This is a genomic window from Rhodococcus sp. DMF-1, assembly GCF_021441945.1.
Lineage (GTDB): Bacteria > Actinomycetota > Actinomycetes > Mycobacteriales > Mycobacteriaceae > Rhodococcus > Rhodococcus ruber.
In genome coordinates, this window is record NZ_CP090442.1 from 107088 (window position 1) to 125020 (window position 17933).

18 protein-coding genes are annotated in these 17933 nt (G+C 72.5%); 10 read left to right on the plus strand and 8 right to left on the minus strand.

Features of this window, described 5'->3' with window-relative positions:
• Positions 1-85: 85 nt before the first annotated feature.
• The 3 genes from LZP97_RS00560 to LZP97_RS00570 all read right to left on the minus strand — a co-directional run bounded on the left by LZP97_RS00560 (position 86) and on the right by LZP97_RS00570 (position 3109).
• On the minus strand, positions 86-553 hold the full coding sequence (locus tag LZP97_RS00560; protein ID WP_010593975.1) for a DUF2771 family protein: 468 nt from the start codon (positions 551-553) through the stop codon (positions 86-88).
• Entirely contained in the window at positions 550-2241 is a 1692-nt protein-coding gene (locus LZP97_RS00565) for an MFS transporter (protein WP_234574940.1), read from the minus strand. Before LZP97_RS00565 ends, LZP97_RS00560 begins: the two co-directional genes overlap by 4 nt.
• A gap of 61 nt (positions 2242-2302) precedes the next feature.
• Positions 2303-3109, minus strand: coding sequence for a glutaminyl-peptide cyclotransferase (locus LZP97_RS00570; RefSeq protein WP_053085917.1), 807 nt, complete (start codon positions 3107-3109; stop codon positions 2303-2305).
• Between the two features lie 49 nt (positions 3110-3158).
• On the opposite strand from LZP97_RS00570, the gene LZP97_RS00575 reads away from it, so the two are divergent.
• Genes LZP97_RS00575 through LZP97_RS00585 form a run of 3 tightly spaced genes read left to right on the plus strand, consistent with a single transcriptional unit; the run spans position 3159 to position 7590 of the window.
• Positions 3159-4280 carry a DUF3027 domain-containing protein gene (locus LZP97_RS00575; RefSeq protein ID WP_048772348.1) on the plus strand — a complete coding sequence of 374 codons (1122 nt, stop codon included), beginning with the start codon at positions 3159-3161 and terminating at the stop codon, positions 4278-4280.
• A 2-nt stretch (positions 4281-4282) separates the two neighbouring features.
• Positions 4283-7042 carry a sacsin N-terminal ATP-binding-like domain-containing protein gene (locus LZP97_RS00580; RefSeq protein WP_048772345.1) on the plus strand — a complete coding sequence of 920 codons (2760 nt, stop codon included), beginning with the start codon at positions 4283-4285 and terminating at the stop codon, positions 7040-7042.
• A complete protein-coding gene (locus tag LZP97_RS00585; protein ID WP_010593981.1) occupies positions 6955-7590 on the plus strand; it encodes a phosphatase PAP2 family protein in 636 nt (211 codons plus the stop codon). Before LZP97_RS00580 ends, LZP97_RS00585 begins: the two co-directional genes overlap by 88 nt.
• 24 nt (positions 7591-7614) lie before the next feature.
• Here the strand turns inward: LZP97_RS00585 and LZP97_RS00590 are convergent, their stop codons facing one another.
• Positions 7615-7863 carry a DUF2530 domain-containing protein gene (locus LZP97_RS00590; RefSeq protein ID WP_010593982.1) on the minus strand — a complete coding sequence of 83 codons (249 nt, stop codon included), beginning with the start codon at positions 7861-7863 and terminating at the stop codon, positions 7615-7617.
• A 75-nt stretch (positions 7864-7938) separates the two neighbouring features.
• Here LZP97_RS00590 and LZP97_RS00595 point away from each other — a divergent pair, with 75 nt between their 5' ends.
• From LZP97_RS00595 to LZP97_RS00610, 4 genes are all read left to right on the plus strand, one after another.
• Positions 7939-9423, plus strand: coding sequence for an NCS2 family permease (locus LZP97_RS00595; protein WP_010593983.1), 1485 nt, complete (start codon positions 7939-7941; stop codon positions 9421-9423).
• A 43-nt stretch (positions 9424-9466) separates the two neighbouring features.
• Positions 9467-9898, plus strand: coding sequence for a MarR family winged helix-turn-helix transcriptional regulator (locus LZP97_RS00600; RefSeq protein WP_010593984.1), 432 nt, complete (start codon positions 9467-9469; stop codon positions 9896-9898).
• An 81-nt stretch (positions 9899-9979) separates the two neighbouring features.
• Positions 9980-10786 (plus strand): TrmH family RNA methyltransferase, encoded by an 807-nt coding sequence (locus tag LZP97_RS00605; RefSeq protein ID WP_010593985.1) that lies wholly within the window; start codon positions 9980-9982, stop codon positions 10784-10786.
• Positions 10783-11064, plus strand: a complete 282-nt coding sequence (locus LZP97_RS00610) for a DUF2537 domain-containing protein (RefSeq protein WP_010593986.1) — start codon at positions 10783-10785, stop codon at positions 11062-11064. The genes LZP97_RS00605 and LZP97_RS00610 overlap by 4 nt, the downstream gene beginning before the upstream one ends.
• Before the next feature lie 40 nt (positions 11065-11104).
• Here LZP97_RS00610 and LZP97_RS00615 read toward each other — a convergent pair whose 3' ends face one another.
• The 4 genes from LZP97_RS00615 to LZP97_RS00630 form a co-directional block, all read right to left on the minus strand.
• Entirely contained in the window at positions 11105-11854 is a 750-nt protein-coding gene (locus tag LZP97_RS00615; protein ID WP_048772342.1) for a DUF6928 family protein, read from the minus strand.
• A gap of 15 nt (positions 11855-11869) precedes the next feature.
• Positions 11870-12757 carry a septation protein SepH gene (sepH, locus tag LZP97_RS00620; protein ID WP_192811070.1) on the minus strand — a complete coding sequence of 296 codons (888 nt, stop codon included), beginning with the start codon at positions 12755-12757 and terminating at the stop codon, positions 11870-11872.
• A gap of 243 nt (positions 12758-13000) precedes the next feature.
• Complete coding sequence (serC, locus tag LZP97_RS00625) at positions 13001-14122, minus strand: phosphoserine transaminase (protein ID WP_017679369.1); 1122 nt, start codon at positions 14120-14122, stop codon at positions 13001-13003.
• A gap of 116 nt (positions 14123-14238) precedes the next feature.
• Entirely contained in the window at positions 14239-15366 is a 1128-nt protein-coding gene (locus tag LZP97_RS00630) for a citrate synthase 2 (protein ID WP_017679370.1), read from the minus strand.
• 206 nt (positions 15367-15572) lie between these two features.
• Here LZP97_RS00630 and pdxH point away from each other — a divergent pair, with 206 nt between their 5' ends.
• From pdxH to LZP97_RS00645, 3 genes are all read left to right on the plus strand, one after another.
• Entirely contained in the window at positions 15573-16265 is a 693-nt protein-coding gene (gene pdxH / locus LZP97_RS00635) for a pyridoxamine 5'-phosphate oxidase (RefSeq protein WP_026137453.1), read from the plus strand.
• Positions 16262-17530 (plus strand): MFS transporter, encoded by a 1269-nt coding sequence (locus tag LZP97_RS00640; RefSeq protein WP_010593144.1) that lies wholly within the window; start codon positions 16262-16264, stop codon positions 17528-17530. The genes pdxH and LZP97_RS00640 overlap by 4 nt, the downstream gene beginning before the upstream one ends.
• A gap of 87 nt (positions 17531-17617) precedes the next feature.
• A complete protein-coding gene (locus LZP97_RS00645; protein ID WP_017679372.1) occupies positions 17618-17905 on the plus strand; it encodes a hypothetical protein in 288 nt (95 codons plus the stop codon).
• The last annotated feature ends 28 nt before the right edge of the window (positions 17906-17933 follow it).

A 17933-nucleotide genomic window follows, 5' to 3' on the forward strand; every position in this document is an offset into this window, starting at 1 on the left:
CCCGAGCGAGAGGGGCCTTCCGGTGCTGCACCGGAAGGCCCCTCTCGCGTGCGCGCTGTGGCCCGGAGCGCGTGCGCGCTGGTGCTCAGAACGTCTGGATCGCCCAGACCGGCGCCTGCTCCCCGGTCGCGGGCAGCTGCAGCACCACGTTCAGCAACTGCGCCCCGGGGTCGGACGGCACCGTCACGGCCCGGGCCTGCCCGGGCGTGTAGTCGCGGAACCCCTCGAAGATCTCGCCGGTGCGCGGATCACCGTAGGTGACGTTGAGCCGCCAGTCGGAGTCCGCGATCTCCGACGGCAGCGACAGCTGCAGCGGCCGGCCGGCCGGAACCTCGAGCATCACCGCCTCGAGACCGGCGCACGTGCCGTCGGCGCTGCACAGGCCGGGTTCGACCGTGACCGCACGGCCCTGCGCATACGCCGTCACCGTGGGCAGGCTCGGCGGTGCCGACCGGACGAGGGAGACCACGACCGCGGTGAGCCCGCCGATCGTGATCAGCGCCACGACCACCAGGATCGCGATCGTCTTCTTCGTCCGGGGCTGCAGTCTCATCGGGTTCCGTTTCTCGTCGTACGTCCGCCTGGCCGCGGGCTGCGACCGGTGGTCTCCTGGGTGGCGTGTTCCGGGCGTTTGCCACCGAAGCCCGGAACGACGGTGCCTCCACGGTAGGTGAGGATCGTCTGCGTCAGCCCGAGGGCCAGCACGACCGTGATCACGGTGAACCCGAGCCAGTACTCGGTGGGCAGCAGCACCCCCAGCGCCCCACCGAACACCCAGCTCAGTTGCAGCACCGTCTCCGAACGACCGAACCCGGACGCGATGGACTCCTCCGGGAGGTCCTGCTGCAGCGACGCATCCAGCGACACCTTGGCCAGTGCGCTCGCGCAGGACCCCACCAGCGCCACCAGTGCCGCGGTGAACAGGCTGCCGGTCGCAGCGGCCAGCGCCGCCACCACCGTCACGGCCGCGGTGCAGCGCACCACGATCAGGGCCGGCCGGCCCAGGGTGAGCCGCGCGCCGGTCGCGTTGCCGGTGAAGTTGCCGACGGCGGCAGCCGCGCCGACCAGGCCCAGCATGGCGGCCTGGACCAAGGGCTCGTGCTCGGTCCTCGACTTGGCGACGAAGGCGATGAACAAGGTCAGGAAACCGGTGAGTACCCGGATCGTGCCGTTACCCCACAGTCCGGTGAGCACGGCCCGTCCCAGCGGCTGGCGACGGCCCTTCCCGCCGGCGGCGCGCCCGGGTGCCGCGACCACCTCGGTGCGGGTTCCGACGCGGGGCTCGGCGCCGTGGTACGACAGCGTGGCCGGCACCTCACCCTCGGTGACCTCCACCCACGAGGGGATCCGCATGCTCAGGTACGCGCCGAACGCGGTGATGACGGCACACAGCCACAGGGCCCCGGACGAGCCGAACAACCAGGCCGCGGCGGCGGCGACCGCCCCGGCGCCCATCGTGCCGCCCACCAGGCCGAAGACCGTCAGCCGCGAGTTCACCCGGACGAGATCGATCTCGGGTGGCAGCACCCGCGGTGTCACCGCCGACTTGAGCACGGCGAACGATTTGGACAGCACCATCATCGCGAGGGCGGCGGGGTACAGGCCCCAGCTGTCGAAGTTGAACACCAGCACCACCGCGAGCACGGTGCGGGCTGCGAACGACGTGGCCAGCGCCAGCCGGCGGCCGTGCTGCAACCGGTCGAGCAGCGGGCCGATCAGCGGGGCGATCACCGCGAAGGGGGCGATCGTGATGAGCAGATACAGGGCGACCTTGGTCTTGTCCTCACCCGTCGCCGCGGAGAAGAACAGGGTGTTCGCCAGGGCCACGGCGACCGCGGCGTCGCTGGCGAAGTTCGCCATCGTCGCGTAGGTCAGGGCCGTCAGGCCCGAGCGGTCCGCGCCGTCCGCCGTGGCGGCGCGGCGGAACGTCGCGATGCCCTTGCTCGTGAGCTCACGGCTGCGTAGCGCCGCGACGCGCGTGACCGTGAGCTTGCGCGGCATCCGCGGGGCCCGTGGGGCGTCGGCCCGCTCGCCGCGGGACGGGTCGTCGCCCCGGTGCCGGCGGGCGTCCTCGACCGGGTGCAGCGGTGGCAGGGGAGTGCGCCGCGCGGACGTGCGCCGTGGCGGCGGATAGTTGCCGTTGCCGGGGTGCGGGGCCCGGGCCGACGGGCGGGGACGACCGCCGACGTCGGCACGACGGTCCGCGTCGTCGTGCGCGCGTTCCTCGTCCGAATCGGTCACGGCACAATTCTGTCGCACCGGGCGGATCGGCGTTCGTCGACGTACCCCACCGGTGCCGCGGTCACGGCACGAACCGCACCTCGAACATCGACGGCCAGTACTTGCCGGTGACGAGGAAGCGATCGGTACCGGGCAGGTGGGCGATTCCGTTGAGCACGTCGATGCGCTCGCGCCGGCCTTCGGTCAGGTGTTCGCGCAGTGCCCCGGCGTCCACCACGGCGGTCACCCGGCCCTCGTCCGGGTCGATGCGCAGGATCTCGTCGGTCTTCCACACGTTCGCGTACACCGCACCGTCGTCGGTGCACTCGAGTTCGTTGAGCCGGGTCACGGCGCGGCCCTCACGCAGTACCGTGACCCGGCCCGTCTCGGCGAAGGTCCCGGGGTGCCGGAACGTCAGTTCCGCCGTGCCGTCGCTCATCACCAGCCGGTCGTTCTGTGCACACAGTCCCCAGCCCTCCCCGTCGTAGCCGGCGCGGCCGCGTTCGGCCAGGGTGTCCCGGTCCCGGGCGATCGCGACCCCGTCCTGCCACGTCAGCTGCCACACGGTGGCGCCGGCGACCGTGATGCCTTCGCCGAACATGTCGTCCGGCACCGGGACCCGGACCCGTTCGGCGCCGGTGGCCAGCGACCGCGCCGCGATCCACGACCGGCCGGACAGGCCGGTGCCCTCGAGCAGCTCGTCGCCGGACACCTCGAGGCCCTGGGTGAACGCGGCAGGATCGTGCGGGTACACGGCCACGATCTCGGTGCGCAGCCGCTCGGCCGGCGGACCCGGATCCGCCGGGGCGGAGTCGCACGCGGCCGCCGCGACACCGGCCACGATCGCGGCCGCGACACCGGCCACGACGGAGAGCGGACGTCGGCGCATGCCCACATGATGGCAGCCGAGGCTCGCGGCGACGGTTCCGTGCGGCAGAATGGGCTCCGTGAGTGGTGTGCCTTCCTCAGTTGCGTCCGGCTCCGCGTCCGCCTCTACCGAACAGCTCGTACAGCCTCTGCTGGCCGACGCCGTCGACGTCGCGCGGGCCGCGCTGCTGGACGCCGGAGAGACCGGCGTCGGCGCGTACCTGGGCGTCGCCGCCGAGGACGACTGCGCCGCCACCCACCGGTTCGCCGCGGAACTGCCCGGGTACCGGGGCTGGCAGTGGGCCGTCGTCGTCGCCGCCGCGCCCGGCTCGGATCGGGTGACCGTGAGCGAGATGGCGCTGCTGCCCGGACCGGACGCCCTGGTCGCGCCCCGGTGGGTGCCGTGGAACGAGCGGATCCGGCCCGGCGACCTCGGCCCCGGTGATCTGCTCGCCCCTCCGGCCGGGGATCCGCGCCTCGTGCCGGGCTATGTCGCCACCGGCGACCCCGAGATCGACGAGACGGCCCGCGAGATCGGCCTGGGCCGCAAACAGGTCATGAGCCTCGAGGGACGTCTCGAGGCGGCCCAGCGCTGGTACGACGGCGACTACGGTCCGGAGTCGGAGATGGCCAAGGCGGCGCCCTCGACGTGCCGGCTGTGCGGGTTCTACCTGCCCCTCGCGGGTTCCCTGCGCGCGGCGTTCGGCGTGTGCGGCAACGAATTCGCCGCCGACGGCCACGTGGTGCATTCGGCGTACGGGTGCGGAGCCCACTCGGACACCACCCTGCCGACCGGCGCCGGCTCCCCGGTCCACGAGCCGTACGACGACTCCGCTGTCGAGGTCGTCGCCCTGCCGCCCGCCGCCGAAGGAGAGCAGGACCGTCCCGGCGCGGACGACCGGGACGCCGCCGCCGCAGTGGTCGACGAGGCCGCGATGGAGAACGGGACCGTTGGCACCGAGACGGCGGAGAGCTCCGAGACCGCGGAGAGCGCCGAGACTGCGGAGAGCGCCGAGACTGCAGCGAACACCGAGACGGCGGAGAGCACCGAGACGGCGGAGAGCGCCGAGACTGCAGCGAACACCGAGACGGCGGAGAGCACCGAGACTGCAGCGAACACCGAGACCGCGGAGAGCACCGAGACCGTGGCCGCCGAGCCGGCCGGGGCCGAGCCGCCGGAACAGACCGACTGACGATGCCGCGCCCCGACCCCTTCGGGACAGCGGGGCTGCGCGAGGGCACCCTGCTGGCCTGGGCATCGTCCCCGACCCGGCTGCGGGAGGACGCCGCCACCGAGGCCGACCTCGTCCGGGCCGGCTACCGGGACCGGGTGCTGACCGAACTCGCGCAGAACGCGGCCGACGCGGCCGCGCGCGCGGGCGTGCCGGGGGTGCTGTGCCTGTGGCGCGACGGCGACGACCTGCACGTCGCGAACACCGGCGCGGTGCTCGACGAGGCCGGCGTGCAGGCGCTGACGGCCCTGCGCGCGTCGAGCAAGACGGGCGGGGTCGGCCGGTTCGGGGTCGGGTTCACCGCCGTCGCGGCGGTCAGCGCGGACATCGAGATCCGTTCGCGTTCCGGCTCGATCCGCTTCTCCGCCGCACGCACCCGGGACGCCCTCGCCGACCGCGACCTGCCCGTCCCGGAATCCGGCATCCCGGTGCTGCGTCTCGCCTGGCCGGTTCCCGCACCACCCGCGCCGGGCTGGGACACCGAGGTGGTGCTGCGGCTGCGTGCCGGCATCGACGCCGACGCGCTGCTCGACGGGTTCGCCGCGGAGGCCGTCGACCTGCTCCTCGAACTGCCCGCCCTGACCACCGTCACGGTCGGCGCTCGCACGTTCACCCGCACCTGCACCGACACCGAGTCCGGGCTGCGTGTCGTCGCCGTCGGCGAGCGGACCTGGTGGGAGTACACGGGCCCGCACGCCCGCTGGCTCGTTCCGGTCGTCGACGGGGTGCCGGTGCCGGTGTCCCAGGACGTGCTGCGTGCCCCCACCCGCTCGGACGAGGAACTCTCGCTGCCCGCGCTGGTGATCGCCGACGTGCCGATGCAACCCGACCGGCGCCGCCTGCTCCCCGGCGCCCCGGTGGCCGGGCTCGTCCGCGGTTACGCCGACTTCGTCGCGGCCCTGCCCCCGCGGCACCGGCCGTCGATGGTTCCGGTTCCCGGTTTCGCGCGCAGCGAGGTCGACGCGCTGCTGCGGGAGGCCGTGCTGCAGGAGCTGCGCGCGCATCCGTGGCTGCCCCCCGCCGACGGCGGCGACGATCTGCTCCCGGACCGCGCCACCGCACTGACCGGTCTGACCGACGAGCTCGCCGGTGTCCTCGCCGACGTCGTGCCCGGCCTGATCCGGCCCGATCTGTGCGGGCCGCGGCACGCGGCGGCGCTCGGCGCCGTCGACGTGCACCGGCTCGGGCCGGCGCGGATCGCCGAACTGCTCGCCGGCGTCGAGCGTGAACCCGCATGGTGGTACCGGCTGTACGAGGCGCTCACCCCGTTGGTCGTCGACGCCGTGGTCGCCGAGGAACTCGCCGCGATCCCGGTCCCGCTGTCGGACGGGCGCACCGTGACCGGGCCGCGGACCACCGTGCTGGGCACGGACGTCGGGCATCTGCGGCTGCCGTGGGTGCGTCTCGTGCATCCCGACGCCGCACATCCGCTGCTCACCCGGCTCGGCGCCGGCACGGTCACGGCGGCGGATCTGCTCGCGGATCCGGCCCTGCTCGCGGCGGTCGAGGACGTCGACGCCGCGGACTGCGAGGCGACGACCGAACTGGCGGACGTCGTACTCCGGCTGGCCGCACAGGTACCGGCCGCGGCGGTGCCCCGGGAGCTCGGAGCGCTGCTGCTGCCCGACGTCGACGGTGAACTCGTGCCCGCCGACGAACTGCTGCTGCCGGGGGCACCCCTCGCCGAGGTGCTGGTGCCGGACGCGCCGTTCGCCACCCTCGACCCGCAGGTGGTCGAACGGTACGACGCCGACGCGCTGCGGGCGGTCGGTGTCGGATGGGGTTTCACCGTGCTGCGCGCCGAACTGCCCACCGGTCCCGATCACGACCTGCCCGACGAGGAACAGTGGTGGGAAACCCTCGACGGGGACCCCGACCTGCTCGTGGCCGTGCGCGATCTCGACCTGGTCGACGACGCGTGCTGGGACCGGGCCCTGTCGCTCCTCGTCGCCGATCCCGGCACCGCCGCGGTCCTCGACGATCGCCGTGGCTACACCGCCTGGTGGCTGCGCACCTTCGCGACGCTGGACGGCCGGACGCTCGGGCACCTGCGCGCCCCCGACGACGACGCGTTCGCCGGGCTGCTCGACCCCTGCCCGCACCCGGACGCGGACCGTCTGCGGGCGTGTCTGGCCGCGACGGACGTCGAGAGCACGGAGGCGGCCGCGCTGCTCCTCGACCTCCTGGCCGATCCCGACCGCATCCCCGTCCCGGTCGTCACCGTCCACACCCACGCCGCCCTGGCCGCGGCGAGCGCCGCCGGCGTACTCGACCTCGACGACCTGCACCTGCCCGACGCCGTCCGCAGCCTCGCCGGGACGACCGTCGATGCCGCGCACGCACTGGTCCTGGACCGGCCCTGGCTCGCCGCCGTGATCCCCGCCGACCGGCTCGTGCTCGGCACCCTGCCGGCCGCGCCGGTCCTCGCCGACCTCCTCGACGTGCCCCTCGCCTCGGCCGAGGTGTCCGGCCATGTCACCGGCCCGGGGCGCGCGACCGAATGGCGGAACGAGCCGGCCGCGGTGCTCGCCGCGGCCGTCGCGGGGCGGACGGTGCCGCGCGGACCGCTCGTCGTGCACGAGCGGCTGACCGTGCGCTGCTCGGGCGCGGTCACCGGCGAGCACGAGGTCGCGTGGTGGGTGGACGGCAGCGGCACGACGCACTGCACCGCATCGGGACTGGCCGCCGCCGTCGCGGCGCTCGCGCCGGCGGAGCCGCGATGAGTATCGACACGACGACCCTCGAGGGGGTGGTGGACCTGCGCGAACCCGCGTTGACCGCCCTGGTCACCGTCGTCACCCACTCGGGAGGCATGACCGCGATCGCCGTCGTCACGGCGGTGCTGACGGTGCTGATGCTGCGCGCGGGCCGCCGCGACGATGCGCTGCTGCTGTCCGCGACGATCCTCACGGGCTGGCCGCTGATGAGCCTGCTCAAGCTGCAGTTCGGCCGGGAACGCCCCCCGCAGCCCGAACGCCTCGTCGAACTGACCACCCACTCGTTCCCGTCCGGTCACGCCATGATGACCGCGATGCTGGCGACGGTGCTCGCCGTCGTGATCGCCCGGCGGTCGCCGCCCGGCAGCCACGGGGCCCTCGTGGCGTACTGCGCTCTCGGCGCCTACACGCTCGCGGTCGGGCTCTCGCGGGTCTACCTCGCGGCGCACTGGCTGACCGACGTCGTCGCCGGGTGGGTGCTGGGGTCGTTGTGGGCGTTGCTGTGGGTGGGGTTGATCACGCGGGTGCAGTCCCGGCTGTCACCACGGCCGTGACGCCGGGCGGCACGCGCCCTCTCGTCAGTCCAGTCCGACCTGAGCGCCGCGCCGGCCCAGCCGTGCGGCCCGGCGCTGCACGAGGAACAGGGTGAATCCCAAGAGTCCCACGATGATTCCGGCTACACACACGGGCAGTGCGGCCGACCACCGCTCGTCCGCGACGAGCACGACGATCGTCGCCACCGTCCACAGCGCCGTGCCGATCGCCAGTGCGGCGCGGGGATCGGCGAGGCGCCGGGTCCGCTCGGCGATCGTGCGTGCGTCGTTCACGATTTCAGGCTAGTCCAGCCCGGTTGCAATAATCTCCCGTTGCGACGCAGCCCCCACCCCAGAGCGGAAGTCGATATGGCCCAATCCTCAGAGCGGAAGTCCGGCACGGCGGTCGGCACCTCCTTCCTCGACACCTACTTCAAGATCACCGAACGGGGATCGACGGTCTCGCGGGAGGTGCGCGGTGGTGTCGTCACGTTCGTCGCGATGGCCTACATCGTGGTGCTCAATCCGCTGATCCTGGGCAGCTTCTCCCCGGACGACGCCACGGCCAAGGTCGACGTGCTCGGCAACATCCTGCCGGTCAACCAGGTCGCGGCCGTCACCGCGCTGGTGGCCGGACTGATGAGCATCGTCTTCGGCATCGTCGCCAACTATCCGTTCGCCATCGCGGCCGGCCTGGGCATCAACACCCTGCTGGCGGTCACCATCGCGCCCCAGGTCACCTGGCCCGAGGCGATGGGCCTCGTGGTGATCGACGGCATCATCATCGTGATCCTCGCCGTCACCGGTTTCCGCACCGCCGTGTTCAACGCGATCCCGCCCGAGCTGAAGGCGGCCATTGCGGCCGGTATCGGTGCGTTCATCGCCCTGATCGGCATGGTCGACGCCGGATTCGTGCGCCGCCTGCCGGACGCGGCCGGCACCACCGTCCCCGTCGGGCTGGGCATCGACGGTTCGATCGCGTCGTGGCCGACCGCGGTGTTCGTGTTCGGCGTGCTGCTGATGGGGGTGCTCGTCGTGCGCCGGGTGCCCGGCGGTCTGCTCATCGGCATCGTCGCGACCACGGTGGTGGCCGCGATCGTCGAGGCGGTCGCCGGCGTCGGGCCGTCGCAGGGCACCGACCCGAAGGGCTGGAACCTGAGCACCCCGGAGGTGCCCGACAAGGTGGCCGGCGTGCCGGATCTGAGCCTGGTGGGCAACGTCGACCTCTTCGGCGCGTTCACCCGGATCGGCGTGATCGCCGCGACACTGCTCGTGTTCACACTCGTCCTGGCCAACTTCTTCGACGCGATGGGCACGATGACCGGCCTCGGCAAGGAAGCCGGGCTCACCGACAAGAACGGCAACCTGCCCGGCATCGGCCGTGCCCTCGTCGTCGAGGGCACCGGTGCCGTCGCCGGTGGTGTGGGATCCGCGTCGTCGAACACGGTGTTCGTCGAGTCCGCCTCCGGCATCGCCGAGGGTGCGCGCACCGGTCTCGCGAACGTGGTGACCGGCGTGCTGTTCCTCGCCGCGATGTTCCTCACCCCGCTCTACGAGATGGTGCCGGTCGAGGCCGCCGCCCCGGCTCTCGTGGTGGTCGGCGCCCTCATGATCGGGCAGGTCCGCGACATCGACTTCACCCAGTTCGCCATCGCACTGCCCGCGTTCCTCACGATCGTCGTCATGCCGTTCACCTACTCGATCGCCAACGGCATCGGCGTCGGCTTCATCACGTGGGTCGTCCTGCACGCCGCGGCCGGAAAGGCGCGGACGGTGCATCCGCTGCTGTGGGTGGTGGCAGGCTTGTTCGTCGCCTACTTCGCGGTGGACCCGATCACCGAACTGCTCACCTGACATGCGGCGCGATGTGTCCGGTCGGTCCCGTATTGTGCACGCCATGACATCGGAACATCGCACGCTCGCCGGCGACCTCTCGTTGGCAGTCGTGCGCCTGACGCGCCATTTGCGGGGGCGGCGCTCCGATTCCCGGGTGTCCCTGACTCAGCTGTCGGCCATGACCACGCTGAGGCAGGAGGGAGCGATGACCCCCGGTGCGCTGGCCGCACGCGAGAAGGTCCAGCCGCCGTCCATGACGCGGGTGATCGCCTCGCTCGACGAGATCGGGCTCGTCGAACGGACCCCGCATCCCACGGACGGCCGGCAGGTCATCGTCTCGCTCTCGGACGCGGGCCGGGCACTGCTGATCGACGAGCAGCAGGCCCGGGAGGCGTGGCTGACCGAACGCCTCGCCACCTTGGACGAGGCCAGCCTCGCCACGCTCGGGGACGCGGTGGAGATCATCAACAAGCTGGTCAGCGAAGCGGAGTGAGCCGATCCCGGTCCTCGTGGCCGGGATGTGCCCGGCGAACCCGCCGACGAGCCCGGGACGTGGCCTGGGAGAATCGACGGCGTGGTGCACATCGTCGACATCGAGGATCCCGCCGACCCCCGGCTGAACGACTTCCGAGACCTCAACTCGGCGGATCGCCGGCCCGACCTGCCGGCCGGCAAGGGGTTGGTGATCGCGGAGGGCGTGCTCGTCGTCCAGCGGATGCTCGATTCGCGATTCACACCCGGCAGCCTGCTCGGGGTGGATCGTCGTCTCGGTGAACTCGCCGACGACCTGCGCGACGTCGACGTGCCGTTCTACCGCACCTCGGCCGAGGTCATGGCCGAGGTCGTCGGCTTCCACCTCAACCGCGGGGTGCTCGCCGTGGCGCACCGGCCGCCGGCGCTCGCCCTCGACGACGTCCTCGAGAAGGCCACCACGGTGGCGGTGCTCGAGGGTGTCAACGACCACGAGAACCTCGGCTCGATGTTCCGCAACGCCGCCGGCCTCGGTGTCGACGCCGTCGTGTTCGGCAAGGGCTGCGCCGACCCGCTGTACCGGCGGTCGGTGCGGGTCTCGATGGGTCATGTCCTGCGAGTGCCGTTCGCGCACGTCGAAACGTGGCCGGACGATCTGGACCTGCTGCGGGCGCGCGGCTTCCAGCTCATCTCGCTCACTCCGAATCCCGAGGCCGTGCCGCTGGCCGAGGCGATGACGGGGGAGAAGGTCGCGCTGCTCCTCGGTGCCGAGGGTCCGGGGCTGACCGAGCACGCGATGCGCGCGACGGACGTGCGGGCCCGCATTCCGATGGCCCCGGGCACCGACTCGCTCAACGTCGCCACGGCCGCGGCGATGGCGTTCTACGAGCGGGTACGGATCCCGCGGTGATCGCGCCCCCGCGCGCCCCGTCGACACCGTGGTCGACGGGACTGACGCTGACGGGTTTCGCCCTCGCCGTCACGGTGGTGACGATCGTGGCGTTCGGGCTCGAACTCGGGCGCGTGCACCCCCTGCTCGTGGTGATCGTCAACCTCGTCGCCGCGGCCGGGATCGCCCCCACCCTGTGGTGGTGGCGTCGGGTGCCGCTGTGGCGGTGGATCGCCGCCGGCGTCGCCGCCGGTGTCCCGGTCGGCTGGATCGTCCTGCTCGCCGCGGCGGCGTTCTGAGCGGATCCACGGCCGCGAACGAATCTGCCAGGCGCACCGGTTATTCCGCGCGCGTACGACCGGGCAGTGCGCGGCCGGGCGCGGAGATCCGCCGCGGCCACCACCGCCGACGCGCGGGCCGGGCGCCCGGTGCGTCCCGGTCGGCGGGTGGCCGCTCGCCGTCGCGGTACAACGCGAAGTCCCACACCTCGATCTCGTGGGGGTCGAGCTCGCCGGCGGCGCGGGCCGTGTAACGGAACCCGAGCCACGCGGCGTTGGCGGCCTCGGCGAACCGGCGGGGGTGGAACGGCAACGCCTCGGGGTGGGGCAGTACGTCCAGCGGCCAGCGGATCGGGAACTCCCCGCCCCAGAACGGCCGCTCCCACACGAACGGCAGCCCGTCGTCCTCGGTGATCGCGACGGGCGTGGCGTCGAACGCTCGTCGCGGCGTGCCGCGCCGCCAGGCACCGACGGCGCCGCGCGCCCCGGTGGGATCCGACACGACGAGATAGGTGTTCTCGGACGCGACGGTGTGCCTCCAGCGTTCGGGCAGCTGCGACGGACGCGTCGCCGCAAGGTCCGGGCTGCACACCACCGTCACCCCGGGGAAGCTGCCCACGTAGACCCGGCCGGCCGCCCCGGCTGCGGCCTGCGCGAGCGGCACCCGGCCCAGCGGCTCGGACGACAGTCCCGGATGCAGCCGTCCGACGAGAGCGTGGGCGGTCGTGCAGTCGGCCCGCGCATCGCGCAGCACCTCGCCGGGGTCGGGGGCGTCGACGTACCAGATGGTCGACACCGTCGCGGCCGCCATCGGTGGGTCCGGTCCTCAGCCGCGCCCGTTGCTGCGCACGCCGAGCAGCACGTCGTCCCACGAGGGGAGGGCGGGCTTGCCGCGCTTGTCCTTACCCGGATTCTGCTGCGGCGCCAGCTTCGGCCGGTCCTCCTCCACGTCGGGCTCGGGCAGACGCGCCGCCGCGGGACGGACCTCCTCGACCTCGGCGTCGATGACCGCGGGCGGCGGATCGAGGGTGATCGTCTCGGCGACGACGTCCTCCCGCTCGGACCCGTCGTTGTCGCCGGTGTCGTCGACATCGCGCGCCGTGTACACCGGTGTGAGGCAGCGCAGCGGCCGCCCGCAGTCCGGATCGATCAGCTCGGTGGCGGTGTCGTCGAGCGGGAGGATCGTCCCGCCGTGGGCGTCGGGCTGGTAGCGCCAGTGCGCGGCGTTGGTGGACCGGCCGGCGTCCCACTGCAATTGGGCCACCCAGTGACCCTCGTCGTCGCGCCACGCGTCCCAGGTGGCGGCGTCGATGCTGTGCCCGCGTGCCCGGAACGCCTGGGCGACGATCTCGGCGAGGGTGTGCACGGCCGGGCCGTCCGGACGCACCGGATGACCCTGCTGAGCCATCTCCGCCGCGCGGGAGCGCTCGAGCAGCACCGGGTAGGCGAACCGCTCCACCTTCGCGAGCGGGATCCCGGCCTCCTCGGCGACCTGCTCGACGGATGCGCCGGAGCGGATGCGGGCCTGGATCTCGCGGGGTCGCAGCTGACTGGCGGTCTCGATCTGGATCTGCCCGAGGCGGGCGAGATCACCACGGGAGGCGGCGCGGAGCGTGTCGTCGATCGGGATGCGGAATCTGTCGCCGTTTTCGGGATCGGCGAGCACGACGTGCGTTCCGTCGGGCTCGAGGCCGACCACTCGAAGCTCTCGCACCATGACCTCCTCGCGGGGAATCGCGATTGACCCGCCCGACTGTAACGGACTCGTGATGCCTGCGGAGCAGGACACGCCGACACGCCGGGGGCCCGGTGGCGTGAATCCGCCGACGTGGCGCTATTGTCCAAGGTTTCCCCGAAAGTCTCGACTCGTTGTCGAGAGTTCGAGACGGCTCCGGGACGGCGAACGGGGCCGGACCCGACCCGGATCCGACCCCGCCCTCACGGTCGAGCGACCGATCTACATCCGGTCGACCACCCAGTCGATGCACTTGGTCAGCGCGGTGATGTCGTCGGGGTCGATTGCCGGGAACATGCCGACGCGCAGCTGGTTGCGGCCCAGCTTGCGGTAGGGCTCGGTGTCGACGATCCCGTTGGCGCGCAGGATCTTCGCAACCTGTGCGGCATCGACCGAGTCGGCGAAGTCGACGGTGCCGACCACCTGGGAGCGCAGCGCCGGATCGGCGACGAACGGGGTGGCGTACTCGGAGGCCTCGGCCCACGCGTACAGCCGCGACGACGAGTCCGCGGTCCGGGCCGTCGTCCAGGCCAGGCCGCCGTTGCCGTTCATCCACTCGATCTGGTCGGCCAGCAGCAGCAGCGTGCCCACCGCGGGGGTGTTGTACGTCTGATCCTTCGTGCTGTTGTCGACGGCGATCGGCAGCGACAGGAACTCGGGAGTGAAGCGGCCCGAGGCCTTGATCTCGTCCACCCGCGCCAGCGCGGCCGGGCTCATCAGGGCGATCCACAGGCCACCGTCGGCGGCGAAGCACTTCTGCGGCGCGAAGTAGTAGACGTCGAAGTCCTCCGCGGCGACGGGCAGGCCGCCGGCGCCGGACGTCGCGTCGATGGCGATCAAGGCGTTCTCGGAGCCGGCCGGGCGGGTGACCGGCACCGCGACACCGGTCGAGGTCTCGTTGTGGGCCCAGCCGATGAGGTCGGCCGATCCGTCGGCGACTATCTCCGGTGCGGTTCCCGGCGCGCTGTCCACCACGATCGGGTCACCGATCAGCGGGTTCTTCTTGGCGACCGTGGCGAACTTCGACGAGAACTCGCCGTAGGTGAAGTGCTGCGACTTCTCCCGGATCAGGCCGAACGCCGCGGCGTCCCAGAACGCGGTGGTGCCGCCGTTGCCGAGCACCACCTCGTAGCCGTCGGGCAGGGCGAACAGCTCGCGCAGTCCCGAGCGGATGCGGGCGACGACGTCCTTGACGGGCTTCTGCCGGTGGCTGGTACCGAACACCGAGGCACCGACCTCGACCAGGGACTGCAGCTGCTCGGGGCGAACCTTGGAGGGACCGCAGCCGAAGCGGCCGTCGGCGGGCTTGAGATCGGCGGGAATGATCGGTGTAGCGTCAGCCATCGGTATGCGTGTCCTAAACGTCGAGGAACGAGTGCACCGGTAGTCTAGACGGCCCCCGCCGGTCGGCCGGACGGACGGGCACCCGGTGCGGGGACCCGTCCGTCCGGCTCGGTGGATCAGTTGTGGGTGATCGAATCCCAGCCCTCGACGCTCTCCGGGCTGCGGGCGTCCGGGCCGGTGTAGATCGCGGCGGGGCGCACCAGCTTGCCCAGGCGCTTCTGCTCGAGGATGTGCGCGCACCAGCCGGCGGTGCGGCCGCAGGTGAACATCGCCGGCATCATCGCGGCCGGGACCTCGGCGAAGTCGAGGATCACCGCGGCCCAGAACTCGACGTTGGTCTCGATGGCCCGGTCGGGGCGACGCTCGCGCAGCTCGGCGAGGGCGGCCTGCTCGAGGGCGGCGGCGACCTCGTAGCGCGGCGCGTTCAGTCGCTTCGCGGTGTCGCGCAGCACCCGGGCGCGGGGGTCCTCGGCGCGGTAGACGCGGTGCCCGAAGCCCATCAGCTTCTCCTTGCGGTCGAGGATGCCCTTGACCAGCGCGCGGGCGTCGCCGCTGCGTTCGGTCTCCTCGATCATCGGCAGCACGCGCGCCGGGGCCCCACCGTGCAGCGGGCCGGACATCGCGCCGACCGCACCGGACAGCGCGGCGGCGACGTCGGCGCCGGTGGAGGCGATGACGCGGGCGGTGAAGGTGGAGGCGTTCATGCCGTGCTCGGCGGCCGAGACCCAGTACGCGTCGATCGCGGCGACGTGGGCCGGGTCGGGTTCGCCCTTCCACCGCACCATGAACCGCTCGGTGACGGTCGCGGCCTCGTCGATGCGCTTCTGCGGCACGGCGGGCTGATAGATGCCGCGCGCGGACTGCGCGACGTACGACAGGGCCATCACGGCGGCGCGGGCGAGGTTCTCCCGCGCGGTGGCGTCGTCGATGTCGAGCAGCGGCTCGAAGCCCCAGATGGGGGCGAGCATCGCCAGGCCGGCCTGGACGTCGACACGGACGTCGCCGGTGTGGATCGGCAGCGGGAACGGCTCGGCCGGGGGCAGGCCCTGGCCGAACCTGCCGTCGACCAGCAGGGCCCACACGTCCCCGAACGTGACCCCGCGCGTGACGAGATCCTCGATGTCGACGCCGCGGTAGCGCAGCGAACCGCCGTCCTTGTCGGGTTCGGCGATATCACTGGTGAAGGCGACCACGCCTTCGAGGCCGGCGACGAAATCCTCGGGTACAGACGCGCGCGATGCCATGACGGTTGGGCTCTCCTCGTTCGGTGCAACCCGGTCCGGGCAGCACTGCCGGTGAAGCGGGACTCGGCGGATGTGATCGGCGCCCCACTCCGTTCGTCGGTGCGACTGTAGTCCCCCGGGCGGGAGGATCGGCGCCCGGATACCCGGGAGTAGTGTCCAGCATCGTGTCCACCGATCCACGGCCCGGCGCCGAGAACGCCGAGGGGCTGCCTCCGAGTGCGGACGAGCACGCCGATCTGGCGTCGATGCGTGTCGACTACACCCCTGCCGGCCCTCAGGGCGCGTCCGCCGTCGACGAGGATCTCGAACCCGAGTGGCTCACCGACGGCTGGCTGCCGGTGCTGCGCCGCTGGCTCCTCGACGCCGCCGCGGCAGGACTGCCCGAACCGAATGCGATGGTCCTCGGCACCGTCGACGAGCACGGTCGGCCCGTGACCCGCACCGTGCTGTGCAAGGGAGTCGACGCGGACGGGGTCGCCTTCTTCACCAACTACGACTCCGACAAGGGCCGGCAACTCGCCGCGACGCCCTATGCGTCGGCCACGTTCACCTGGGTCCCGATCTTCCGCCAGGTCACCGTCCGCGGGCCCGTCGAGCGGGTCGGCGCGCAGGAGACCGCCGAGTACTGGCACTCCCGGCCTCGCGGCTCCCGCCTCGGCGCGTGGGCCTCGCAGCAGTCCCGGCCGATCGAGTCCCGGGCGGCGCTCGAGCATGCGCTCGTCGAGGTCGCCGAGCGCTACGGCATGGACGCCGAGATCCCGGTGCCGCCGCACTGGGGTGGACTGCGGATCCGCCCCGAGTCGGTCGAGTTCTGGCAGGGCCGGCCCAACCGTCTGCACAACCGGGTGCGGACCCGGCTGGTCGACGGGCGGTGGCTCACCGAGCGTCTGCAGCCGTGAGGCGGCTGCTCGCCGACACCACGCCGCTCGAGAACCGCGACTACCGTCGGTTGTGGACCGCCGGCATCGTCACGGTCGTCGGCGCCCAGCTCAGCGTCGTCGCGGTGCCGCAACAGATCTACGAGATCACCCGCAGCTCGGCGTACGTGGGTCTGACCGGTGTGTTCGCCCTCGTCCCGCTCGTGGTGTTCGGGCTGTGGGGCGGTGCGTTGGCCGACGTGATGGACCGGCGCCGGCTGCTCACATTCACCACGCTCGGCATGGGCGTGACGTCGCTGCTGCTGTGGGCGCAGGCCGCCGCGGGCCTGGCGAACGTGTGGCTGGTGCTGGTGCTGTTGTCGCTGCAGCAGGCCTGCTTCGCGGTCAATCAGCCCACCCGCGGCGCGGTGATCCCGCGGCTCATCCCGAACGGCCAACTGGCCGCCGCCAATTCGCTGAACATGACGGTGATGCAATTCGGGGCGATCGCCGGGCCGCTGCTCGCGGGCGCCCTGATCCCCGTGCTCGGTCTGCCCACCCTGTACCTGATCGACACCGTCGCACTGCTCGCGACCCTGTGGGCGGTGCTCGCGCTGCCGCCGATCCCGCCGACCGGGCAGGCCCGGCGTGCCGGCCTGCGCGAGGTGCTCGACGGGTTCCGTTACCTCTCCACCCAGAAGATCCTGCTCGCCTCGTTCGTCGTCGACATCGTCGCGATGGTGTTCGGCATGCCGCGGGCCCTGTTCCCGCAGATCGCGCACGACTCGTTCGGTGACCCCGCCGAGGGCGGGTTCGCGCTCGGGCTGCTGTTCGCCGCGATGTCGGCCGGTGCGGTGCTCGGCGGGGTGTTCTCCGGCTGGTTGCCACGGGTGCGCCGGCAGGGGCTCGCGGTGATCGTGTGCATCGTCGCCTGGGGTCTGGCGATGGTCGGCTTCGGCGTCGCGGTGGGCCTCGCCGAACCGGGCGGCACCGCGGTGTGGCTGTGGATCGCCCTGGCGTTCCTCGCGTTCGGCGGCGCGGTCGACATGGTCTCCGCGGCGTTCCGCTCGACGATGCTGCAGTCCGTCGCCACCGACGAGATGCGGGGCCGGCTGCAGGGCGTGTTCATCGTCGTCGTCGCCGGCGGACCCCGCATCGGCGACGTCCTGCACGGCGGGGCGGCGGCGCTGGTGGGCACCGCGGTCGCCGCGGCGGGCGGCGGGGTCCTCGTCGTGGCCGGTGTGCTGGTGTGTGTGCTCGCCTTCCCCGCCTTCGTGCGGTACCGGGTGGACCGCACGATCCACTGACCCGTCCACCGACGGGGCACATGCGGTATCCACGCGGGCAGGGCACGATGGACGGACGTGATCGCACACCCTGACGCGGGAGCCGGTATGCCATCGAATCGTTTCGTCCGATCGCCGGACCGCAACGGAGCGGGGACCGCAGCCCTCGTCGCGGGCATCGTCGCCGCAGGGTGCGCCTTCGTCCCCTTCCTCGGTGATCTGGTCACGATCCCCGCGGGACTGGCTGCGGTGGTGTGCGGCTGGGTCGGCCTGGACCGGGTGGACAAGGGGTCGGCGACGAACCACGGGGAGGCCCTGGCGGGCGCGGTCCTGGGTATCGCGGCGCTGTTCGTGGTGTTCATCGTCTTCGCGGCCACTCACACTGCGGGCGGATGACCACCGGCACATTCGCGGAACCCGTCCC